The organism is Limnospira fusiformis SAG 85.79, from assembly GCF_012516315.1.
Taxonomy (GTDB): domain Bacteria; phylum Cyanobacteriota; class Cyanobacteriia; order Cyanobacteriales; family Microcoleaceae; genus Limnospira; species Limnospira fusiformis.
This window is the reverse complement of record NZ_CP051185.1, coordinates 5,706,100-5,725,862: the sequence shown is the minus strand read 5'-3', so window position 1 is coordinate 5,725,862 and position 19,763 is coordinate 5,706,100. Positions and strand designations below refer to the sequence as shown.

The 19,763-nt window shown below is 43.5% G+C and carries 24 protein-coding genes; 6 read left to right on the top strand and 18 right to left on the bottom strand.

Translation table 11 applies throughout. The annotated features are described in order from the left end of the window. Positions 1–26 precede the first annotated feature (26 nt). The 10 genes from HFV01_RS26585 to HFV01_RS26545 form a co-directional block, all read right to left on the bottom strand. Entirely contained in the window at positions 27–485 is a 459-nt protein-coding gene (locus tag HFV01_RS26585) for a Rossmann-fold NAD(P)-binding domain-containing protein (protein ID WP_318285994.1), read from the bottom strand. Positions 486–669: 184 nt separating this feature from the next. Next, positions 670–1,203, bottom strand: a complete 534-nt coding sequence (locus HFV01_RS26580) for a PIN domain-containing protein (protein ID WP_006670163.1) — start codon at positions 1,201–1,203, stop codon at positions 670–672. Continuing rightward, on the bottom strand, positions 1,196–1,525 hold the full coding sequence (locus HFV01_RS26575) for a hypothetical protein (protein ID WP_006622262.1): 330 nt from the start codon (positions 1,523–1,525) through the stop codon (positions 1,196–1,198). Before HFV01_RS26575 ends, HFV01_RS26580 begins: the two co-directional genes overlap by 8 nt. A gap of 143 nt (positions 1,526–1,668) precedes the next feature. Continuing rightward, complete coding sequence (locus HFV01_RS26570) at positions 1,669–1,809, bottom strand: hypothetical protein (RefSeq protein ID WP_193520541.1); 141 nt, start codon at positions 1,807–1,809, stop codon at positions 1,669–1,671. Between the two features lie 30 nt (positions 1,810–1,839). Beyond that, the gene (locus HFV01_RS26565) at positions 1,840–2,088 is read right to left on the bottom strand and encodes a hypothetical protein (RefSeq protein WP_155839106.1); all 249 of its coding nucleotides are present in this window, start codon (positions 2,086–2,088) and stop codon (positions 1,840–1,842) included. A 115-nt stretch (positions 2,089–2,203) separates the two neighbouring features. Then, entirely contained in the window at positions 2,204–2,848 is a 645-nt protein-coding gene (locus HFV01_RS26560) for a hypothetical protein (protein WP_228116436.1), read from the bottom strand. Between the two features lie 510 nt (positions 2,849–3,358). Beyond that, entirely contained in the window at positions 3,359–3,553 is a 195-nt protein-coding gene (locus tag HFV01_RS26555; protein WP_006622257.1) for a hypothetical protein, read from the bottom strand. Next, complete coding sequence (locus HFV01_RS31390) at positions 3,540–3,848, bottom strand: PIN domain-containing protein (protein ID WP_315640118.1); 309 nt, start codon at positions 3,846–3,848, stop codon at positions 3,540–3,542. Before HFV01_RS31390 ends, HFV01_RS26555 begins: the two co-directional genes overlap by 14 nt. Before the next feature lie 24 nt (positions 3,849–3,872). Continuing rightward, entirely contained in the window at positions 3,873–4,022 is a 150-nt protein-coding gene (locus HFV01_RS31385; protein WP_315640117.1) for a hypothetical protein, read from the bottom strand. Between the two features lie 34 nt (positions 4,023–4,056). Then, positions 4,057–4,311 carry a type II toxin-antitoxin system HicB family antitoxin gene (locus tag HFV01_RS26545; protein WP_006622254.1) on the bottom strand — a complete coding sequence of 85 codons (255 nt, stop codon included), beginning with the start codon at positions 4,309–4,311 and terminating at the stop codon, positions 4,057–4,059. Between the two features lie 622 nt (positions 4,312–4,933). On the opposite strand from HFV01_RS26545, the gene HFV01_RS26540 reads away from it, so the two are divergent. Both HFV01_RS26540 and HFV01_RS26535 read left to right on the top strand, forming a co-directional pair. Then, positions 4,934–5,125: a type II toxin-antitoxin system HicB family antitoxin gene (locus HFV01_RS26540; RefSeq protein WP_228116437.1), complete on the top strand. Its 192-nt coding sequence runs from the start codon at positions 4,934–4,936 to the stop codon at positions 5,123–5,125. A gap of 11 nt (positions 5,126–5,136) precedes the next feature. Further along, positions 5,137–5,334, top strand: coding sequence for a type II toxin-antitoxin system HicA family toxin (locus tag HFV01_RS26535; protein ID WP_231296454.1), 198 nt, complete (start codon positions 5,137–5,139; stop codon positions 5,332–5,334). Positions 5,335–5,608: 274 nt separating this feature from the next. On the opposite strand, the gene HFV01_RS26530 is transcribed toward HFV01_RS26535, so the two are convergent. Together HFV01_RS26530 and HFV01_RS26525 are read right to left on the bottom strand one after the other, a co-directional pair. Beyond that, the gene (locus tag HFV01_RS26530) at positions 5,609–6,535 is read right to left on the bottom strand and encodes an SGNH/GDSL hydrolase family protein (RefSeq protein ID WP_006622251.1); all 927 of its coding nucleotides are present in this window, start codon (positions 6,533–6,535) and stop codon (positions 5,609–5,611) included. A gap of 128 nt (positions 6,536–6,663) precedes the next feature. Then, entirely contained in the window at positions 6,664–6,828 is a 165-nt protein-coding gene (locus tag HFV01_RS26525) for a hypothetical protein (RefSeq protein WP_006622250.1), read from the bottom strand. A 379-nt stretch (positions 6,829–7,207) separates the two neighbouring features. Here HFV01_RS26525 and HFV01_RS26520 point away from each other — a divergent pair, with 379 nt between their 5' ends. Beyond that, the gene (locus HFV01_RS26520) at positions 7,208–8,029 is read left to right on the top strand and encodes an SWIM zinc finger family protein (protein ID WP_006622248.1); all 822 of its coding nucleotides are present in this window, start codon (positions 7,208–7,210) and stop codon (positions 8,027–8,029) included. On the opposite strand, the gene HFV01_RS26515 is transcribed toward HFV01_RS26520, so the two are convergent. From HFV01_RS26515 to HFV01_RS26505, 3 genes are read right to left on the bottom strand one after another with little or no spacing between them, the layout of a single operon-like run. Next, positions 8,026–8,724 (bottom strand): HAD hydrolase-like protein, encoded by a 699-nt coding sequence (locus HFV01_RS26515; RefSeq protein WP_083806317.1) that lies wholly within the window; start codon positions 8,722–8,724, stop codon positions 8,026–8,028. The genes HFV01_RS26520 and HFV01_RS26515 overlap by 4 nt on opposite strands. A 25-nt stretch (positions 8,725–8,749) precedes the next feature. Continuing rightward, positions 8,750–9,931: a DNA sulfur modification protein DndB gene (locus tag HFV01_RS26510; protein ID WP_193520540.1), complete on the bottom strand. Its 1,182-nt coding sequence runs from the start codon at positions 9,929–9,931 to the stop codon at positions 8,750–8,752. 38 nt (positions 9,932–9,969) lie between these two features. Continuing rightward, positions 9,970–11,550 carry a DGQHR domain-containing protein gene (locus HFV01_RS26505; RefSeq protein ID WP_193520539.1) on the bottom strand — a complete coding sequence of 527 codons (1,581 nt, stop codon included), beginning with the start codon at positions 11,548–11,550 and terminating at the stop codon, positions 9,970–9,972. Between the two features lie 163 nt (positions 11,551–11,713). Between HFV01_RS26505 and HFV01_RS26500 the strand changes: the two genes are divergently transcribed. From HFV01_RS26500 to dndD, 3 genes are all read left to right on the top strand, one after another. Then, positions 11,714–12,610, top strand: coding sequence for an HNH endonuclease (locus tag HFV01_RS26500; RefSeq protein ID WP_187758802.1), 897 nt, complete (start codon positions 11,714–11,716; stop codon positions 12,608–12,610). A gap of 22 nt (positions 12,611–12,632) precedes the next feature. Next, positions 12,633–14,219, top strand: a complete 1,587-nt coding sequence (gene dndC, locus HFV01_RS26495) for a DNA phosphorothioation system sulfurtransferase DndC (RefSeq protein ID WP_193521312.1) — start codon at positions 12,633–12,635, stop codon at positions 14,217–14,219. A 192-nt stretch (positions 14,220–14,411) separates the two neighbouring features. After that, on the top strand, positions 14,412–16,397 hold the full coding sequence (gene dndD / locus HFV01_RS26490) for a DNA sulfur modification protein DndD (RefSeq protein ID WP_006670173.1): 1,986 nt from the start codon (positions 14,412–14,414) through the stop codon (positions 16,395–16,397). Here dndD and HFV01_RS26485 read toward each other — a convergent pair. The 3 genes from HFV01_RS26485 to leuD form a co-directional block, all read right to left on the bottom strand. Continuing rightward, positions 16,394–18,097, bottom strand: a complete 1,704-nt coding sequence (locus HFV01_RS26485; protein ID WP_006670174.1) for an asparagine synthetase B family protein — start codon at positions 18,095–18,097, stop codon at positions 16,394–16,396. The genes dndD and HFV01_RS26485 overlap by 4 nt on opposite strands. A 251-nt stretch (positions 18,098–18,348) precedes the next feature. Then, positions 18,349–19,011, bottom strand: a complete 663-nt coding sequence (gene purN / locus HFV01_RS26480; protein ID WP_006622240.1) for a phosphoribosylglycinamide formyltransferase — start codon at positions 19,009–19,011, stop codon at positions 18,349–18,351. Positions 19,012–19,134: 123 nt separating this feature from the next. Beyond that, positions 19,135–19,740 carry a 3-isopropylmalate dehydratase small subunit gene (gene leuD, locus HFV01_RS26475; protein ID WP_006622239.1) on the bottom strand — a complete coding sequence of 202 codons (606 nt, stop codon included), beginning with the start codon at positions 19,738–19,740 and terminating at the stop codon, positions 19,135–19,137. Positions 19,741–19,763 lie beyond the last annotated feature (23 nt).

Genomic DNA, 19,763 nt, shown 5'->3' with positions numbered 1-19,763 from the left:
TGTGGAGATTCCTTTTTACTGGGTACTCAATCTCGCGATCGCCTCATCCAACCTCCCCCTGCTGTGAAAGAATTTATCGAGGCATCAACCGGAATTATATCACCCGCCAAAGCGATCGCCAACCGCCGACTCCCAGCCGACATCCCCCCGTTACTCCCCCCATAAGCGGGTATATTAGCAGAAGTGGCGATCGCATGAACAGGACTGACATTCACCACCGCACCCCCACGCGGCCAACTGACACACGGCAAAATAGAGCGAGGCAATTCACCCACTACACCCCCTCCCACTGCTGGCGTGTCGTTTCCACTACCAGGCTGACCAACCATGACGGCCGCATTATTGACCAACGCATCCACCCTAGCCACCTCACCTCGCCACTTTTGAGCCATCTCCTCCCAGGCAGAAACATCCGGGACATCAGCTTGAAAAAACCTATCCATTTCCGCTACAGGAGCGGACATATTGCCTGGCTGAACCCCCACCACATACCAAACTTGGGGGTGAACAAACTGGGCAGTTGCCTTGCCAATACCGCCTCAAACTCCGGTAATTAAAACCACTAATTTAGTCATTGAATTAATCCTATTCAGTAGTTATCTCCATCCCCAAAACCAGACCTACGCAATAATCTTTCCAACCACACATTAGCTATTTGACTAACCTCAGTTAAAAATCAGAAACCGAAGGAACCCGACCCCGATTAATCCAATTCATCATCAAGTAAGGATGAACCAAATGAAAAGAGCGATTTGCAGACCTATAAATGCCATGACGTTGTGGAATAATTACCGTTAAATCCTTAACCAGAAAATCCCTAAAATTTCCCGTCACCAAAGCAGTTGCATCACCCGCAATAGAAGTTTCTAAAACGTGGCGATCGTCCCAGTCCTGAATCGGTATAATTCCCGTTCCTCCCAAAGTTAATTGCGGGCTTAATTGAGCATAACTGCGTATTAACTCAACATAAAAAACCGCATCATCCCGCAAAACTTGAAGTTCCGGTCGATTTTCCAGAACCTCTTGCAACCTATTCAACATTCCCCAAGAGATGACGATCTCGACTTTTCCAACCAAACAGTTGCCCTGTCGAACTATGTCCACCAAAGTTTGACAAGAAGTTCCCTCTCTTCCCTTCACCGAAGCTAACAGAGCCGCACACCAAATATTCAGATCCAAGCACAACCTTAAAGTCTCAGTCATCTTGAGTTAGCTTAACTGCAGCATCAAGGATATCGTCTTCAGTTACCAAAGAATCTAACCACTCCTTATTTAGCTGCGGTTGAATTTTTTGTATAGCTTCATGGTACTGACTTTCCAAAATAGCCCGGGCGACAATATTAGCCATCTCAACTTTTTCGGCACCGGAAACGACGTTACCGGCTAACCATACAGCAGGTGGCAGCAGGGAGCAAAATTCGATCGCTAATTTAGCAATTTGAGAAGGAGACAAATTCTGTTTTTTGGATAAAACATCGATTTGTCTTAAAGTTTCATTATCTAGGTTAACCGGCAGATTTTCCATGACAAGCGGGGTAACAATGACTGTGGAATTGAACTTTTAAGATAGCCCCAAAATATCTCGCATAATATTTAACATTTTTACATTGTCTATATTTAAAATCTGTGCGATCGCCATCCTCATTTCCCTGGATTTCAGTAATCCTGCTAGGGTAGTGGTAGGCTGGCTGTGATGTAATGCGATCGCACCTTGCCACCTCCCCCTGCGGTGAAAGAATTTATTGAGGCATCAACCCGAATTATATCACCCGCCAAAGCGATCGCCAACCGCCGACTCCCAGCCGACATCCCCCCTTACTCCCCCCATAAGCGGGTATATTAGCAGAAGTGGCGATCGCCCCAGTCCTCAATCGGTATAACTCCGGTTCCGCCAAGGATTGCGACCCTGCCAATTATACAGGCAAGATGCCGGGAAAACGAGCGATCGCCTAGTCTGTGGGTAGAGCGATCGCGCTTCTGTGGGGACGGCTGCACCCGCCACATCACATCAAACACCTTCCGCGTCGTGTCCGGGTACGGGAATGCGATCGCGACAACGGCTGTGGTCAGCAATTCCGATGGGGTCATGAGCGCTGGGGGTTGACGGGATGGGTGCGACGCTCCCGATTATACAGGCAAGATGCCCGGAAAAGGAGCGATCGGAAGGCGTGTGTGCACATACTGCATTTCCGAAGCATTGGATTCAATTCCCCATCTCCAATTGACCCAGGGCGATCAAACTTTCCAGATCCTCTAAAGCATCCGAAAGATAAATCCCGATAACTGATCGCACCGAATTTAACATCTCTTCATCCGCCCCCCCCAACATCCGGCTAATATCCGCCAGATCTTGAGAACGGCTGGCTTGCAACTTCATCAATACTAAATAGGGCAATGCAATGACCGGCAACCCATCCGGGGAAAAGTTGGGATAAGCGATCGCATCGGCAATCCATGCTTGCTCGAATTCCAGCACGTCTAGAATCGTTCCATCCGATAACTGCCAGGTACTCCCGCCAATATTTAACGCTCCCACCCTTTGACTTCCCGCCTGTTCTAATTCTCCATAAATGCGGTCAGAATTTTCTGCCCAAATTAAAATATCTAAATCATCGGTCATGCGTTCGGGCATATAAAGCCGAGTGGCAATTCCTCCCACGATAACAAAAGGCGTTTGAATAATTGTTCTGAGATCAGTCACGGGATGATTCCAAGTTCGCGATTGGAGAAATGCTAGACTACTACCCCGACCCGGACGGCATCGACGCAAAGCCATTTCGAGATAAACTTTTCTTCGATTTGCCGGTACTGCCAAATTGGACATGAGCGATCGCTTTTCCCACTTCAACTGCTCTCCAGCTTAACGCGATCGCGCTTCTGTGGGGACGGCTGCACCCGGCGCATCACATCAAACACCTTCCGCGTCGTGTCCGGGTGCGGGAATGCGATCGCCACAACGGCTGTCGTCAGCAATTCCGATGGAGCCATGAGGGCTGGGGGTTGACACGATGGGAGCGACGCTCCCGATTATACTGAACCGACACACCTTAAACGGTGGGTTACGGCGGATTGATATATGGCTTTCACAGCATGGGTTTGAGCCGCCTAACCCACCCTACTGAACCGACACACCTTAAACGGTGGGTTACGGCGGATTGATATATGGCTTTCACAGCATGGGTTTGAGCCGCCTAACCCACCCTACGCGAAAGCACATTTTTAGCCGTGTCGGTCCACTACAGGCAAGATGCCTGTGCTACGCGAAGAGCGATCGCGTAGCGTGTGCGAAGACCATAATAAATTGACCCTATATTCTGACTCAAAAATCGGCGGCGGGAATCCACCAGCAAAAGCCAATCTATCGGCGATTTCTAATTTTCTGAATATCTTGCCAAAACTCATCTCGCGTCACCGACTTCAGCAGATTTTCTCGTTCTTTCGTGTAATCGCCATGTCCCCATCCCACCTGTTGTAAAAAGCGAATCGCATTAATTTGACCCAGATTCTCAACTAAAACTTGATAACCTTGTCTTCTCAATTCAATAGGTGTCATCAGTCATTCCTCCTTCTTGTTGAAAAATCGTCATCAACCAATTAACCGGATTGCTCACTTTAACCCGCAATCCATCTTGATTGTTACTTGCCTTTTTCAGCAGGCGATCGTCTGTCGTCAACAAAACATCTGCTTTGATCCTTTCAGCGCTGGCAACATGAAAAGCGTCGTACAGTCCAAATCCCAATAGTTCCAACTCTTGTGAACGAATATTGATTGCATCGTCAATTTCAACAACCGTCGTAGCCAAGTTCAAAATTTCTCTGATATTTTCTAATTTTTCTAAATCGCTCATTTTTTCCAGTTCTGCTGCAATTGTTTAACTCATAATCAACTGCCAACCTTGGGCATTAATTCGATGGAGAATGTTGAGGACAGCTTCTCCTTCTATGCGAATCCGTTCTTGACTCCAATCATCAAAGGGGCGGTTCAAACAACAAACATCAAGGTAAATTTTACATTCAACCATCTAAAATCTTTCGCCTTAACTGTCGGAAAATTACTCATCGGGGGATCTGGACAGGCTTGATGATCAGATTCTCTTCAGGTATCGGTTCTTTATCCTCAAGCAAACTATCAATATATAATTCCATTGCTTCGGTGATATTTACCAAGGCTTCCTCAAAATTATCTCCCTGGCTGTAACACCCTTTCAAAACCGGACAAAAAGCATGATAACCCCCCTCTGATTCTTTTTCACAAATCACCGTGTAATTATAAATTTTTGTTTCCGAAGTAGACATGGACTTTGCATTCATACACCACTCCTAAAATCTAGAACCCGCCTTTAAAAATTCCCTTGATTGACCGCATCAACTCACCTCTAAAATTTCGACGGCTATCTATTATAACACGAATTTCGAGCTTCCAAAGCATTGCCCGCCCTTCGGACGGCTTGACTCGCGGCATCACATCAAACACCTTCCGAGTCGTGTCCGGACGCCGGAATGCGATCGCCACAACCGCTGTCGTCAGCAATTCCGATGGAGCCATGAGGGCTGGGGGTTGACACGATGGGAGCGACGCTCTCGATTATACTGAACCGACACACCTTAAACGGTGGGTTACGGCGGATTGCTAGATTGCCATCACCGCCTGGGTTTCAGCCGCCTAACCCACCCTACACGAAAGCACATTTTTAGCCGTGTCGGTCCACTACAGGCAAGATGCCTGTGCTACGCGAAGAGCGATCGCACCTATCTCGTTTGCCCCGATCGCCACTCATTCAAAGCATTGACTAAAAGCAGCTACAAGTGCTAAAATTAGGCGTTATAAAAACTGGAAAATATTCGATACAACTCAACCCAAAAGGAGAATCTCCAAACAATGCTTTATAAAGTTCCTTTGCTGCTCTCCCCCCAACCCGAAGGGGGATTTACTGTGACGTCCCCACTCTTGCCAGAACTTCTGACCGAGGGCGACACCGCCGAGGAAGCCCTCGCCAACGTTCAGGATGCCCTGGCTGCCGTGGTCGAGATTTATGAGGATTTGGGTCGAACTTTACCCCCAAATTTATGTGTTGCCGATGCCGATCATTCTGTGTGGCTAGAAACTTTAGTCGTGAGTTCATGAAGTATCGCGAAGTGGCCCGAAAACTGAAAGCATTGGGTTGTCAAGAATTGCCCCGGCGCGGGGGTGGCTCTCACCGAAAGTGGTTGAATCCCAACACAGGGCAAGCTTCGGTGTTACCGGATTGGGGAAGTCGCGATCTCAAAATTGGAACTCTACGGTCTGCACTGCGACAACTGGGAATTGATTGGGATGTTTTCAACAACACTTAATTAAAGCAATTCATCGCCTCGCATTGACAACAACCTTCATCGACCCCTCAATTTATAAATCCCATGACTTCCTTTCTGTCGGTGTAATTGATAACCCAATTTGCTGATGACCCGGTTTTTTCAAAAAACCGGGTTTCTCGAAACAAGCGATCGCCAGCGTCGGAGTGCCACGTATCGCGCGCGTCGGAGTCCGACGTATCGTCCGCTCAAATGAGGATGATGCAGAAACCTGAGAGCAACCCCCATCGACGAACAGCGGCGATCGCACTCTTAACTATAAATTAAGTTGCTCAAGTAATAATTCATTTACGAGTTGATTACCTTGGGGACTCAGATGGATGTGGTCACGGTAGAGACTCGGGGAGTCGGGGTGGCTGTTGAAGGGTGGGAGAAAATCGATAAATTTAATATTTTCCTGTTGGGTAAGCGATTGCAGACGTGAGCGTGCTTTAAGTTCGTAGTCCTTTGGTCCTGGCTCACCGATTTCTCGTAGTAGGGGAGTCATCAGCAGTAGGAATTGAGCCCCCTGTTGAAGAGCGATCGCATTTAGCTCTCTAATCATATCTAGGTTATAAGCCACCACATCCTGGGGACGTGGGCGAGAAGGTGGAGGGATAGGCTGATCGCGTCCTAAATAGCGGTTAAACAGTTCCAACAAGGCTAAAGGAGGTTTTTGGTCTGGATAGTTGCGATCGCGTCCGACAATGTGAGGATTAGGGATTCTAGCAAACAAATCATCGGTATTGAGTAGCAAAACTAAGATCTGAGAACCAAATAAACCGAACTTCTGAACATAAGCCAATTGATTCGGGGGTCCCCAGGAATTAGCAGAAACATTGAGAACCTCCACCTGTTTGACTGGTAGTTGGGATTGAAGCTGTTGTGTCATCATGGCAGAAATCGTGTCATCCTGATCAGTCCACCATCCACCATTAGCAATAGAATCTCCTAACAACATGATCCGGAGAGTGTTATCTTCTGGTGTAGGGGCGATCGCATGAGAACGCATAGAATATTGATTAATCTCAATCCGGTTGCCAAATCGTCTGCTACTCTGATCACCAGCCAATAAATAGCCGATCTCCTCATCAGATACATAAATCAAAGGATTGCCAAAACCAAAAAAAACCCGTAACCCTAGTTCCAAAAGAGCGATCGCTCCCAGAACCCCAACTATCACTATCACCAGAATTTTGACCATCTCAGCCTCAAATTAGTCCCCGCGTGCAGAATTTGCTTGGTCAATTCTTTCAGTATCACAAGGATATAGCGAATCCACAAAAGTTACCAAGCATTGTAAAGTCTCAACAAGAATCTAGTCATATATAGTCAGATTTGACCAATATAGACATGAATTTCCGGCTCTGGACAATCGGCGATCGCACTTTCGCAGTTCGTGACTACTAACCCGAACAGTCCGTAGTTACTGTCCAGAGTCCGCTCCAACTCCTCCGTTTCTCCCTCTAGCACCGCCTGGGAAAGTTTCGTCGGCAAATATAATTATTTATCAATTTCCGTCAAACAATTTACGCAAATTCTCAGCCAAAATATTCCCCGAATACAGAATCCTCCCATCTACCGCATCCTCCCATCTACCGCGATCGCATTATCGCCATCACTAGGTCATTATGTTAACTTTTGTAACAAAAAATTAAGAAATGTTGCGAAAAAATTTTTTTTGGGGGGGTGGGGTTGCCTTTTTGGGGGGTCTGCGCTATACTTTAGATAATGGAAATAGTTGCATTTTTTTGGTTGCTGCATATATTCTTATTATGAAACGATATGTCAATATCTTATCATGAGTTCCCGGCTGTTGTCAACCCTCACTGGTTGTCTATAATGAATAAAACGATATTTTTTGGGGTTCCCAATTATGGCAGATTACCATATAGAAAATAATCAGGAATGGTGGACCCAGCAATGGTTAGACATTCTGAATCGCTATCGGTTTAAGAAACGATTGGAAAGGGCGAGAAATTATGCGAGACAGGGTAATGTTCTCAATATTGAATTTACTGGTCAGCGGGTTCTGGCGCAAGTTCAAGGGACGCAAGCGGAACCTTATCAGGTGGAATTGTGGTTAGATGCTTTTACGGAGGAAGAATGGGGATATGTGATTGAAACATTATCCCAGCAGGCGATTTTTTCGGCGAAGTTGTTAGCGGGGGAAATGCCTTATAATATTGAGGATGTATTTGCTAAAAATGGCTTGCGGCTATTTCCTTTTAATTTGGATGAAGTACACTCTCGGTGTAGTTGTCCAGATCCGGCTAACCCCTGTAAGCATATTGGTGCAGTTTATTATATGTTAGGCGATCGCTTTAGTGAAGATCCATTTGTCTTATTTCAACTGCGGGGACGCTTGAAAGAAGAGATTATCGCTAAATTGCGAAATATACGGGGTTCTGGTGGGGGGAAAAAAGACAGAAAAACCTCCAAAGTATCCCCCTCTGTCAAGGGTTATGAACCTCCTGTGGTGAGTGAATATTGGCAGTATAAACAACAGTTGGAATCTTCTTTAGTCGTGATTTCACCACCTCCAGGAAGCGAGACAGTTTTGGATGTGTTAGGTCCAATTCCTCTGGGGACTACAGCCACGGCGGCGGATGTGGTTATGCAGTATTTAGAAACCATTTATAAAAATGTCAGCGATCGCGCCGTTTTGAGGGGATTCAATCGAGAGTCGGAAGGCTAATTTATCGGGAAAATAGATGCGATCGTTGGGGGTAAGTCTTGGGGTTGATTCATCATAAAATCCGGCTTATATTTAGCCAGTACATTAGCCGAATTAAACCCCCAAGTTACCGCGATACTCTTAATTTTCGATTTGTGGGCTGCGGTGATATCTCTGGTTTCATCTCCCACATAAACCGCTTGATGTTTGGGGATATTTTGCTGTTTTAGTAGGCGGTTAATAATTCGGTGTTTCCCAAAGAGTGTTGACTCGGAATTCAGATTATCAAAAAGTGCTAAAACACCATGTCGGTTTAACACAAATTCCACATTACTTGGTGAGTTAGACGTGATAATAGATAGTTGACAGCCTTGGTTTTTCAGGTCGTTTAAGGCTTCAGGAATACCCGGAAATAGAGAAATAGATCCGAGATTATTTTGTAATTCCTGCTGGACTCGGCGCAGGAGTTTAGGAATTTTGAATAGGGAGATATTAGACAGCTTAATAATTTGCCAAGAATTGAGATTTTGTAATTGCTGTAAATCAGTGGCTGTGGTGGGGGAATATCCAAAATCTGCCGCCAGGTCATTGGTAATGCTAATCACCACTTCCAAGGTATCAGCTAAAGTCCCATCAAAGTCAAATATGATAATTTTTTCATGTTTTTCATGGCGATCGACCATAAGGTTTAAGATATCTTTAAAAATGGCTATCACCAGTATACTACCCCCACCATAACATTTAACTCAGATAGGGATGAGATGAACCCCAGCCCAAATAGGCTTTAACTATATTAACCGCAATTCTCACCTGACTAGCCCCCATGGAAATTTTATAGGGTTTATGGGGGTTTTTGGGGTTAGGATCTATCGTGACCACATTATTTTCCCATAGACGACTCTCCCGCGACCAGTCCAGTTGCGCCAACTGAGATATTTTACTTCGATTAAACTCATTTTGCTGACCGTCATAGGTCATATATAACAGTCGCCCCAGTATTTCCAAACCCACCCGAAAACCTAATAAATATTTTTCCTTAAAATTAGCCACTTCTTCAACCGTTAATTCATCCACACTCTGATTAGCAATATGTGATGTGACCGGACATTCCGAAAAAAACTGATTCAGACATTGAGTTAATTCATGGGATGCCATTTCTACATCATAATCTTCTAAGTCATTATCCGGCTGATTAGTAAAAGCACAACTGACCAAATTCACAATATAAGCATTAGTATAAATCAACTTCTGCTTAGTGGAAGGGCTTTTTTTCACCTTCTCAGTTTTCCCATAAAACATGGAAACGCGATTGACCAAATTTTTGGTAATCCCAATGCGACCGGAATGTTCCCCAAAAGAAACCAGCAAAGATTTATCTAATTGTCTGGCTTGCGCCATATCCCTAAAGTCGGTCTGACACTGATTAAAATTCTCCTCCAAAACCAAAGTAATCGGAAAATCATCCTCACCGATTAACTTTCCTAAATCACTTTCAATTAATTGATGAATGGCGGTTTTGCGGTGTTGTCCATCAGTGATATCTAACTTATGACCACGGGGAATTATCACAAAACACACGCCTCTACCCAAGTCAAGAATTTGGATATCTTCAGGATTAACATTAGCTGTCAGTGTTCCCAAAATCCAGGGTTTATTTTTATGAACACGCTGGATAATATAGTCTTTAATTTCCTCAGCATGACCTTTAATCTCGGGTCGATTTTTGCCAGAGTCCGGGTCATTTCCCTGGGAGGGTCGCGCCTGTAGGAGAGTTGGTAAATCTTGGGCTGGGACATTAATTTGAATCATTTGTCGCCCTCCCTGGTGACACATCAACCCCAAATAACACCTCTCGCGGTAGTATTGATTATCAAGAGGTGCCACCAAATGGTCTATTTTATTGGTAGGTTCATCATTAACCATGGTTTAATTAGTGGATATAGATATATGGCTAGATGATATCATAAATCTATAGGGTCAGGTAATCCTACTTCCCTGGGTTTAACTATCCGACCCTCAAAATTAATCGCCCGTTTTTCAAAAGTCCGCGCCTCAGCCAGTTGTTTGCGTATCATTGCCTCATCCATTAATTCGGTGATTTCTCCTAGTAAATAAACAATTAAATCAGTAGCCAAAGACCGACCAGCTACTCGGACTCGGCGTTTATTGGGATCATATAATACGCCATACCATATAGATTGAGGGTATTCTATATGATTAAAACCACCCTCGGCATCAAATTTAACTAACTTTTTAAATACGGTTTCCAAGGGTTGTTGATAGTGAAATACCACCTTACCAATACCATGAGCGATCGCTATTTGTCCCACGGGTCTAAATAAAATATTTCCTAATCCTGGGGGGCGTTCAAATCCAAACCTTCGCAAATCAGGAGTTTCCATTCCTTGTGTAAGTTTTTGATAACTGGGTAAACTCGCCAAACCATCAAATAAACTCATTAATTCCTGAGTACCTAATGCCAACTCTTCGGGTTCGGGACGGTAGGGAACCAAACCGGGTTGTGGCGCTTTCCAACCTCGAAATTTAGGGTAACAACCTAGATATAATTCCGCCATATCTCGTAAGGCTTGTAAGGTAGTTAATACTGTTGATTTGGTGGCAACTGTGGCGCTATCCCAGTTAATCCGAGGCTTACGTCCGGGTTCATCTTTGAGTAGGGGATGATTAACAGCTACTTGGCGACAAACAATAGAAAAGCCATCATTTTCATCTAAGGCGGCTAACTGTCCTTTACTGAGTTTAACTGCCATTTGATTAAGGTGTACAAAAATAGACCTAATTCGCCTTTGTGCTTGCTGTCTAGTCTCTCCAGCCAAGACGGCGGGGATAAATTCAATGCCAATGGTTTCGTGGTTTAAGGCGGCTAGTTTATCTTGTGGGTGCATATTTACTATAGGCAATTTATCCCAAGTGATGGGTTCACCGACAGGCTTTTTGAGTTTGCTATAGGGTTGTATTTTCCGGGTTTTTAATAATTCTATGACTCCCTGAATCCCCATGAGTCTATGCTGTCCATCTAAAGCAAAGACAGAGACGGAAGATGATAAATCTAAGATGCCGATTTTTCCATGTTCATCTAAGGGGATATATTGGGCGGCTGAACAGGTAGCTTGTCCGTTTTTATCCCATTGTGGTGCTTGCGGGTTATCTACCCAGTGGGGACTAATAACGACGACGAGGGGGGGAAATTTCCGATCCCAATTGTGGGTAATCAGGTATTGTACCAAGATGGCTTGACGTGACCAGTCTAGGGGTCGCTGGAGTATAGCATCAATGGTTTCTGCGCCTCTTTCTATATTTTGGGTTTCGGGGTCAATGTGGCTTTTAAATAGGGGTAATTCGGAAGCATAACCAATGTGACTGGCAGCCCATTCTAGGCTGACTGCGCCTATATATCCTTGGGTGACTCCCATTGATGTCGGTTGAACTAAAATGCGATCGCTATTATTTAACAACTCGGTTAGCAGTTGTCCTAGTTCCCCTGGCTGTCCCTCGGTTTTTGGGTTCCTTGCGATCGTCATAGCTATTGTACTACTATACTGATATGGTTTTTAAAAACTTCTGTCCCCAATCGCATACTATCCTATATGGGGCATTTCGGCAAGGCTATTCTATCTGTTAGGAGGGACAGTGACAAACACCAGACCAGACAAACATAGCCGAAACTTGGTAGACTACTGTGATATGTTTGCCAAGCTTAAAGTCAGCAATACCCGTCAAAAGGGACAGGCTCCCTATAAGCCTATTTTACTTTTATCAGTTATAGATCTGATATCCGAGGGATTAATTACGGAGAATGAAATCACTGTATCTGATGATTTAGTTAGTGCATTTAACAAATATTGGAAAATTTTAGGTAATCCATCTTACTCAGGCGGACTACATTACCCTTTTTTCCATCTAAAACGAGATAATTTTTGGCACATACAATTTCATGAGGAATTTGATGGTTTTCAGCCTAAGAGTTTAGGAAAACTTAAACAAGCAGTCAATTATGTTAAGGTAGACGATGAGCTTTTTGACTTTCTTAAAAATGAAAAAACTAGACAAGAGTTGACTAACATACTAATTGCAACGTGGTTTTCAAATAACCATGAAGACATAGAATCCTTGGTGAATCTTAATGAAAAGTTAGCCATGCTTGACCATGAACAAAAGCCTACTTCAGAAACGCCTACTTATCACATGAAAAAATCATGGATAAGGCAGGCATTTTTTAGAAAAGTTGTTGTACATATTTATGATTATAAATGTGCTTTTTGCGGCTTAAATATCAGCAAAAATTGTAGTCAAAATATTGTAGATGGCGCACATATTAAGCCCTTTTCTCAATTCCATAACAATCAAATCAATAATGGTATTTCATTTTGCAAAAATCATCACTGGGCATTTGATATGGGCTGGTTTTCTATAGATAGCAGATACAGAATTGTAATTGGCAGTAATTTAAAAGAAACTCAATCTATGGGGAAACAGATTAAAGAATTTCACGGAGAGCGAATATTTTTGCCATCTCAGGAAAAATACTATCCTAGTCTTGAGTCGCTACAATGGCATCGTTACCATGTTTTCAGAGCTTGATTATTTACAGGAGTATTATCAAATGAATGCTGAACAAATTAGTTTATTTCCAGATAGTCAAAATACGCCAAATACCAAAATTGAAGAATTTGTAAAATCACTAGAATTGTTAACCCAAGAAATTCAAGAACTCTACTGCTTGGATCATATTCCTTGGGTGATAGGTTATTCTGGCGGTAAAGATAGCACAGCCACATTACAACTAATTTGGAATGCGATCGCGCAACTACCCCCAGAAAAACGCCATAAGACAATTCATGTAATCACAACAGATACTCTAGTTGAAAATCCAGTAGTTTCAGCGTGGGTCAAAAAATCTTTAGAAAAAATGCAAGAGGCTGCTAAGATACAAAATATGCCCGTCCAACCTCATTTGCTAGTCCCTGAGATAGCACAGACATACTGGGTAAGTTTAATTGGAAAAGGATATCCAGCACCTCGACATAAATTCCGGTGGTGTACTGTGCGTTTAAAGGTAGATCCATCTAATCGTTTTATCCGTAATGTTGTCCGATCAAGTGGTGAAACAATTGTAGTCTTGGGAACCCGTAAAACAGAAAGTGCTAATCGAGCAGCAATTATGGAAAAGCGAGAATTAAAGCGTGTGAGAGAACATCTATGTCCTCATCCTCATTTACCTAGTTCTTTGCTTTATACTCCTATTGAAACCTGGACAAATGACGAAGTATGGCTGTATTTGATGCAGTTTGAAAACCCTTGGAATTACAGTAATAAAGACTTATTTACAATGTATCGAGGCGCTACAGCAGACAATGAATGTCCCTTAGTTATTGATACCTCAACCCCTAGCTGTGGAGATTCTCGATTTGGCTGTTGGGTTTGTACATTGGTGAGTCAAGATAAATCAATGGAAGCCATGATCCTAAATGATGAAGCTAAAGAGTGGATGCAGCCTCTGTTGGATATTCGTAAGGAATTAGATGTAAAAAATGATCGCGATAAAAGAGACTTCCGGCGGATATTTGGGACAGTGCAATTGTTTGAAAGGAATGTTGACGGAGAAACGTCAGTCGAACCGATACCAGGACCCTATAAACGAGAATGGCGGGAATATTGGTTAAGGCGGGTATTAGAAGCTCAACAACAGGTTCGTAAAAATGCACCGCCTGATATGCGGGATATAACCTTAATTCAACCCGAGGAACTTAGCGAAATTCGGCGGATATGGTTGGAGGAAAGACACGAATTTGATGATAGTTTGCCGAGAATTTATCAAGAGGTGACAGGAGAACCTTTTGAAGACCCTCGCCATGGTGGTGGTAATGCTATGTTGGGTGTGGATGAATGGCAGATTTTGGAGGAACTTAGCGAAGGTGATCCGATGTATTTAGAACTGATGACCAGACTCCTGGATACTGAACGACAGTATAAAACTATGTCGCGGCGTACCGGAATCTATGATACCTTAGAAAGATGCTTTGAAACGAGTTCTCGATCGCAATCAGAAGCGATCGCAAATGCACACTATCAGCGAGACCTGAAACAAGCCGCTAAGGAAGGAAAAGTTGAAGATATCAAAAAAATTGTCAATGGTGAAAAACCGGAACCTCCCCAACAGCTAAACTGGGCGAGTCTCAAATTTAGTTAAGCGTCATGTATTAAGATGCTTCTGGGGGTTAGTTATCCCGTGATTTGTGATTGGTCACAAGTTGGATTAATTAACCCCCTAGGATGAAAATTGATGCCTTGATTTGGTGCAACTCAAGGGGGCTATATCCTAACTCCATAAGTTGTTGATTTCTGGCTCCACTCTATTAACCTTTACGGAAACTGCTATTCTGTGATTTTCCTGGAATTGACTCTGCAAAACTTCGGCCCCTATCGCGGTAAACAAGTTATTAACCTGCGTCCGCAAATGACTGGTGAAACGGTCAGTCCTATTGTCCTACTTGGGGGGATGAATGGAGGCGGAAAAACTACGCTAATGGATGCTATGCGCTTGGTGTTTTATGGTGCGCGCGCCCAATGTTCGACTAGGGGAAATATTGCCTATCCTGATTTCCTCAAACAGGCGATTAATAAACATACCCCACCCCATGAAATGACCTGCGTGGAACTATTATTTGAACATATTTTAGAAAATAAACAGGTGGAATTTCGCATCCAAAGACGCTGGAATAGACATCTAAAAAATGGTAAGGATACGTTGGGTATTTTGATTGATGATTGGCCGGATAAGGGTTTGGTGGAAACTTGGGATGAACGAGTCGAAGATTTCTTTCCTTTGGGAATTTCTAATCTGTTTCTATTTGATGGGGAACAGGTCAAGGAATTGGCGGAATTAGACAGTCCTCCGAGTACGGTTATCCAGGCTATTCAGTCCCTTTTGGGGTTGGAGTTGGCGGAACGTTTATCGGTGGATTTGAATATTTTGGTGAGTCGGAAACGCAAGGAGTTGGCTGAGGTCTCTGAGTTGGCTACTTTGGAAGCAATTGAGTCAAAGTTAAATGAACAAATAGCAGATTGGGAAGAGGCAAAGTTGCAGGTTGTGCGACTTGATACGGAGTTACAAAAAGCCCATAAACGAGAAAGACAAACTCGTGATAAGTTTCGGACTGAAGGGGGTAAGGTAGCCCAGGAAAGAGACCAAATTGAAAGACAATTACGGGAGGAACAAGAGAGGTTAAATGAAAAGCGCGATCGCTTGCGAGAAATGGCGGCTGCTTGGCTACCTTTGGCATTAATTCAGCCTCTGTTAGAGCGGGGAAAAGTGCAGGGGGAAAAGGAAATTAGGGAGAAAAAAGCCAGAATTGCGCGGGAGGTGGTGGCGGAACGCGATCGCCGATTATTGGAGTATTTGAAAACTCTGGATTTGGGCGATATTAGTTTGGATAAGGTTCGGAGTTTTTTGGAGTCGGAGAGTTCCACCAGTTCCGATGATTCTTTACAGGATTTTTGGTTAGATATGGATGAAATTACTCTCGGACAGCTTACCAGTGTTCTCGAACATCAACTCCCTAATCAAATTAGCCAAACCAAGTCTTTTAAAAATGAACTGATAGGCATTCAGGAGACGATTGTAGCTAAGGAAAGACAGCTAAATGTGGCGGCACCCCCGGAGGTTTACGAAGAACTTTTACAGGCGGTTTCTGATGCGGGGGCGGATGTGGCGAAGGTGAAAAGGGATTATGATCAAGCTATAATTAAGCGCGATCGCTATGAGGCTATGGTGGAAAAAACTAAGAAAGAATTGTCCGAATATAGCCAGGTGACTATCGATCGCAAAAATGCCAACCACATTATCCAAACTTCCGAAAGGGTACAAAAAACTTTAGTACAATTTCGGGAAAAGTTGACCCTCCGAAAACTTAATAAGCTGGAAATAGAAGTGACTGAATGCTTCCGCTATCTTCTCCATAAATCAGACCTAGTTCATCGAGTCGTTATTGCTACCCAAGATTTTAGTTTGTCTCTGTATGACCCCCAAGGTCAACCCGTCCCCAAACATCGCTTATCTGCCGGGGAAAAACAACTATTGGCGATCGCTTTTTTGTGGGGTCTGGCGCGGGTTTCTGGTCGCCAGCTTCCTATTGCTATTGATACCCCCCTGGGAAGGCTAGACTCCTCTCACCGCTATAACCTAATTGAACGATATTTTCCCTCCGCCAGCCATCAGGTAATTTTGCTATCTACAGATACAGAAATTGGCGAACCCGAATTAAAAAGCCTCCGACAACAAGAGGCGATCGCCCGTGAATATTTACTTAAATATGACCCCAAACAAGGACACACAACTATTGTACCTGGTTATTTTATCAACAGTTAATTTTTCTGGGTTTGTAGCCAAATTTCTAAACTCACTAATAACCAGAGTTTAATCCCAAATTTTTGATAAGCCGGACTTTGGGGGTTGAAAAGTTCCTTAATAAACTTTTGGTTAATATAAGGGGCGATCGCCGCATTTTTATTGAACAATAATGCCTGGGTGCGTTGTTGCCAATGGTGGTAAAACCACGAACCTACAGGAACCCGCATCCCACTTTTTGGGCGATAAATAATCGAGGCTGGTAATACATCAGTAACCGCTGCTTTTAACACGGCTTTCTCATTAGCAGCAGAGAGTTTATACACCGGTGGAACTTGTAAACTTAGGTCAACAACTCGCTGATCAAATAATGGCGATCGCCCTTCTAAACCCGCCGCCGATGTCATATTACTCACTTTGGTTAAAATATGGTCTGCCCCCTTAAATTTAATATTAATTAGCATCAATCGATTTAAATATTCTTGGGCGGAATTTAAGTCGGGTTCAAATACTGACGGCGCATCTTTTACCTGCTGCCAAATTTCCGGTTTCAGAAGTTCCGGTAAATGGGGATAGCATTTTTTAAAAGACTCTAAATAGGTGGTCAGACGATTAGGAAAATGGTTGTAAATATTCCCATACAGTTCATAGAGTAACATCGGCTTATTTTTCGGACCGCCAAAACAAGGGTCGCCTCCTTCCCCGTTTAAAATAACTCCGACATCCTGTTTGGCTACCTGTCCCAATAAATAGTTAGGAACTGTCAGAGGATCACCAATAGGATCGTCTAAATTTGCCATAGTAATTGCTAGATTATCCCATACAGTTTCTGGCTGGATTTCCAGAATATGATGCTGAGTTTGGCAATGTTCCGCTACTAAATTGGCAAATTCTAATTCGTTGGGATATTCAGCCCCAAAATGGATTGAATAAGTATGGACTTCCTGCTGATGAAATTTACTGGCTAAAGCTGTAATCGCACTAGAGTCTAATCCCCCTGATAAATAAGCGCCGACAGGTTCCCCAATAGGTAGGGATTCTGCCACTACTTGATTAAGAAGCGATCGCAATTTTTGGCTGTAATATTCTAGGGGTTGATCGCGATCGCCTATTTGTTCTTCCGGTTGCCAATAAACTTGTATTTTCCGAGATTTCCCAGGGTATGACCATTCGTGTATTGTCCCCGGACGTACTTCTTTTACCCCTTCCCAGATGGTTTGTTCTCCCGGAATAAACGCGCAAGAAAGATAGTCTCGTAAAGCTAGATAATCTAATTTTTGGGGATGAAATTTCCCTAGGCTTCTCAGACGAGGTGCTACCCGCAAAATACCTTGATTAATTGTATAGTATAGGTTTCTCCCACCTACAGCATCTCGTGCTAACCACAGTCGCCTTTGGCTTCTGTCCCAAATCACTAGGGCAAATATTCCTTGTAACTGCGACAGGACTTCGGGAATATTATCCCTGTGATCTAAATCGTCTAATAATTGGTCAATATCCCCATTAATTAAACTACTCTCCCCTACTATGACAAATCGCTGCTTTAAGCTGATAATTGGCTGGGTTTGGTAAATCGCAATTGTCTCCTCTTGCCAAGTTATTTCATTCGATGGAGTGATATCATTACCTAAACTTACCCACCAATTTGGCCGGATTTCTGGCTCTGGTAATCTTTGACGATGACGAGGTTTCAAAAGCTGCCAGGATGATAAAAAAGACATATTCAGGGATAGGTACTGCTCCAAGTTGCATTTTAGCCGAAATTCCTTCGCAGGGGTTGACAAATTGGTGCAATTTGTGGGATTATTTAAGTGTAATGCTTCATAATCGAACTCTAACGGTTTGCTAAAAAAATGCCAATATTCCCATTATCTAAAAAGTATAGCACAAGTCAGCCCCAAAAGCTACCCCCCCCAGAAAAAAGGCGATTTTTTTAACATTTCTTAACTTTTCTTTACAAAACTTCACAAAATCAGGTTAATAGCAATTTTTGGTTCATCAAAGCGATCGCCCCAAGCATAATCTGATGTTCACATACTTGAATGCGCTGATGGAGAGTTTCGGGAGTATCCTGGGGTAAAACGGGGACAGCGGCTTGCATCAAAATCGGACCGCTATCAACAGCCAACTCGACAAGATGGACGGTACATCCTGTAATTTTAACTCCCGATTCCAAGGCTTGTTCAACGCCACGAATACCGGGAAAACTGGGCAATATAGCGGGGTGTAGGTTAATAATTTGGTGAGGAAAAGCGGCTACCAAAACCTGGGTAGCAATTCGCATCCATCCCGCAAATACAACCAAATCGAGATCATATTGATTGAGGGTATCAACAACCTGCTGATCAAAACTTTCTCTAGTGGGGTAGTCGCGGTGATTAACCAGAATAGTGGGGATATCAAACTTTTCGGCGCGTTGTTTAACCTTAGCCTTGGGGTTATTGTAAACTAAAACCTGTATTTGGGCGTTAAGTTGTCCATCGCGTATTTTTTGGGCAATTACTTCAAAATTACTGCCACTACCGGAAGCCAAAACCCCTAATTTGATGGGTTTTCCGGGAATAAATAGGGGGTCAGGTAAGGGGGGATAAATTAGATAGGGTGTAGAATCAATGGGGTTTTGATAGGGAATCATGGATTTAAGCAATGATATCGCTGCTGTGGCTAGAATAATTCCGGCACTTGAGTAAGTATACGCGAAAGGGGAATAGGTTAGGCGAAATGTTCAACCCAACCTACTACCAAAACTGGGGTAAGATTATGCGATCGCCGAATTATCCCATTGCCAATAGGGCAACTTAGCAGCAGTAGTGCGGATCTGGTCATGATTAGCAATCAACTGACCGCAATTATCCCAACTACCATTAATAAAGGACTGTCGGGAGCCTTCATTCATGTTCACATCAATAGTTAAGTCGCCGCCGTGAACTTTCAGCATCCCCAGATCCATGATAATTTCAACTTGGGGATTTTGCTGTAATAACTGTTGTAATTGTGTGACCGCCTCTGGTGTAGCGGTGACACAGGGAACTCCGATCGCCACGCAATTACCAAAAAAGATTTCGGCGAAACTTTCCCCGACAATAGCTTGAATACCCCATTTGGCTATAGCTTGGGGAGCGTGTTCTCGGGAGGAACCACAGCCAAAATTTTCATTAACCACCAAGATATTAGCACCTTGATATTGTGGGAGGTCAAAGGGATGATTTCCGTTTAATTGTTGACGGTCATCAGCAAATACTTGTTGTCCCAAACCATCAAAGGTTACACAGCGTAAAAACCGGGCGGGAATGATGCGATCGGTGTCAATATCACCACCAACTAAGGGGATACCGCGTCCTGACACCTTGTGAATTTTACTCATGATTTTTGACTAGGAAGATTCGG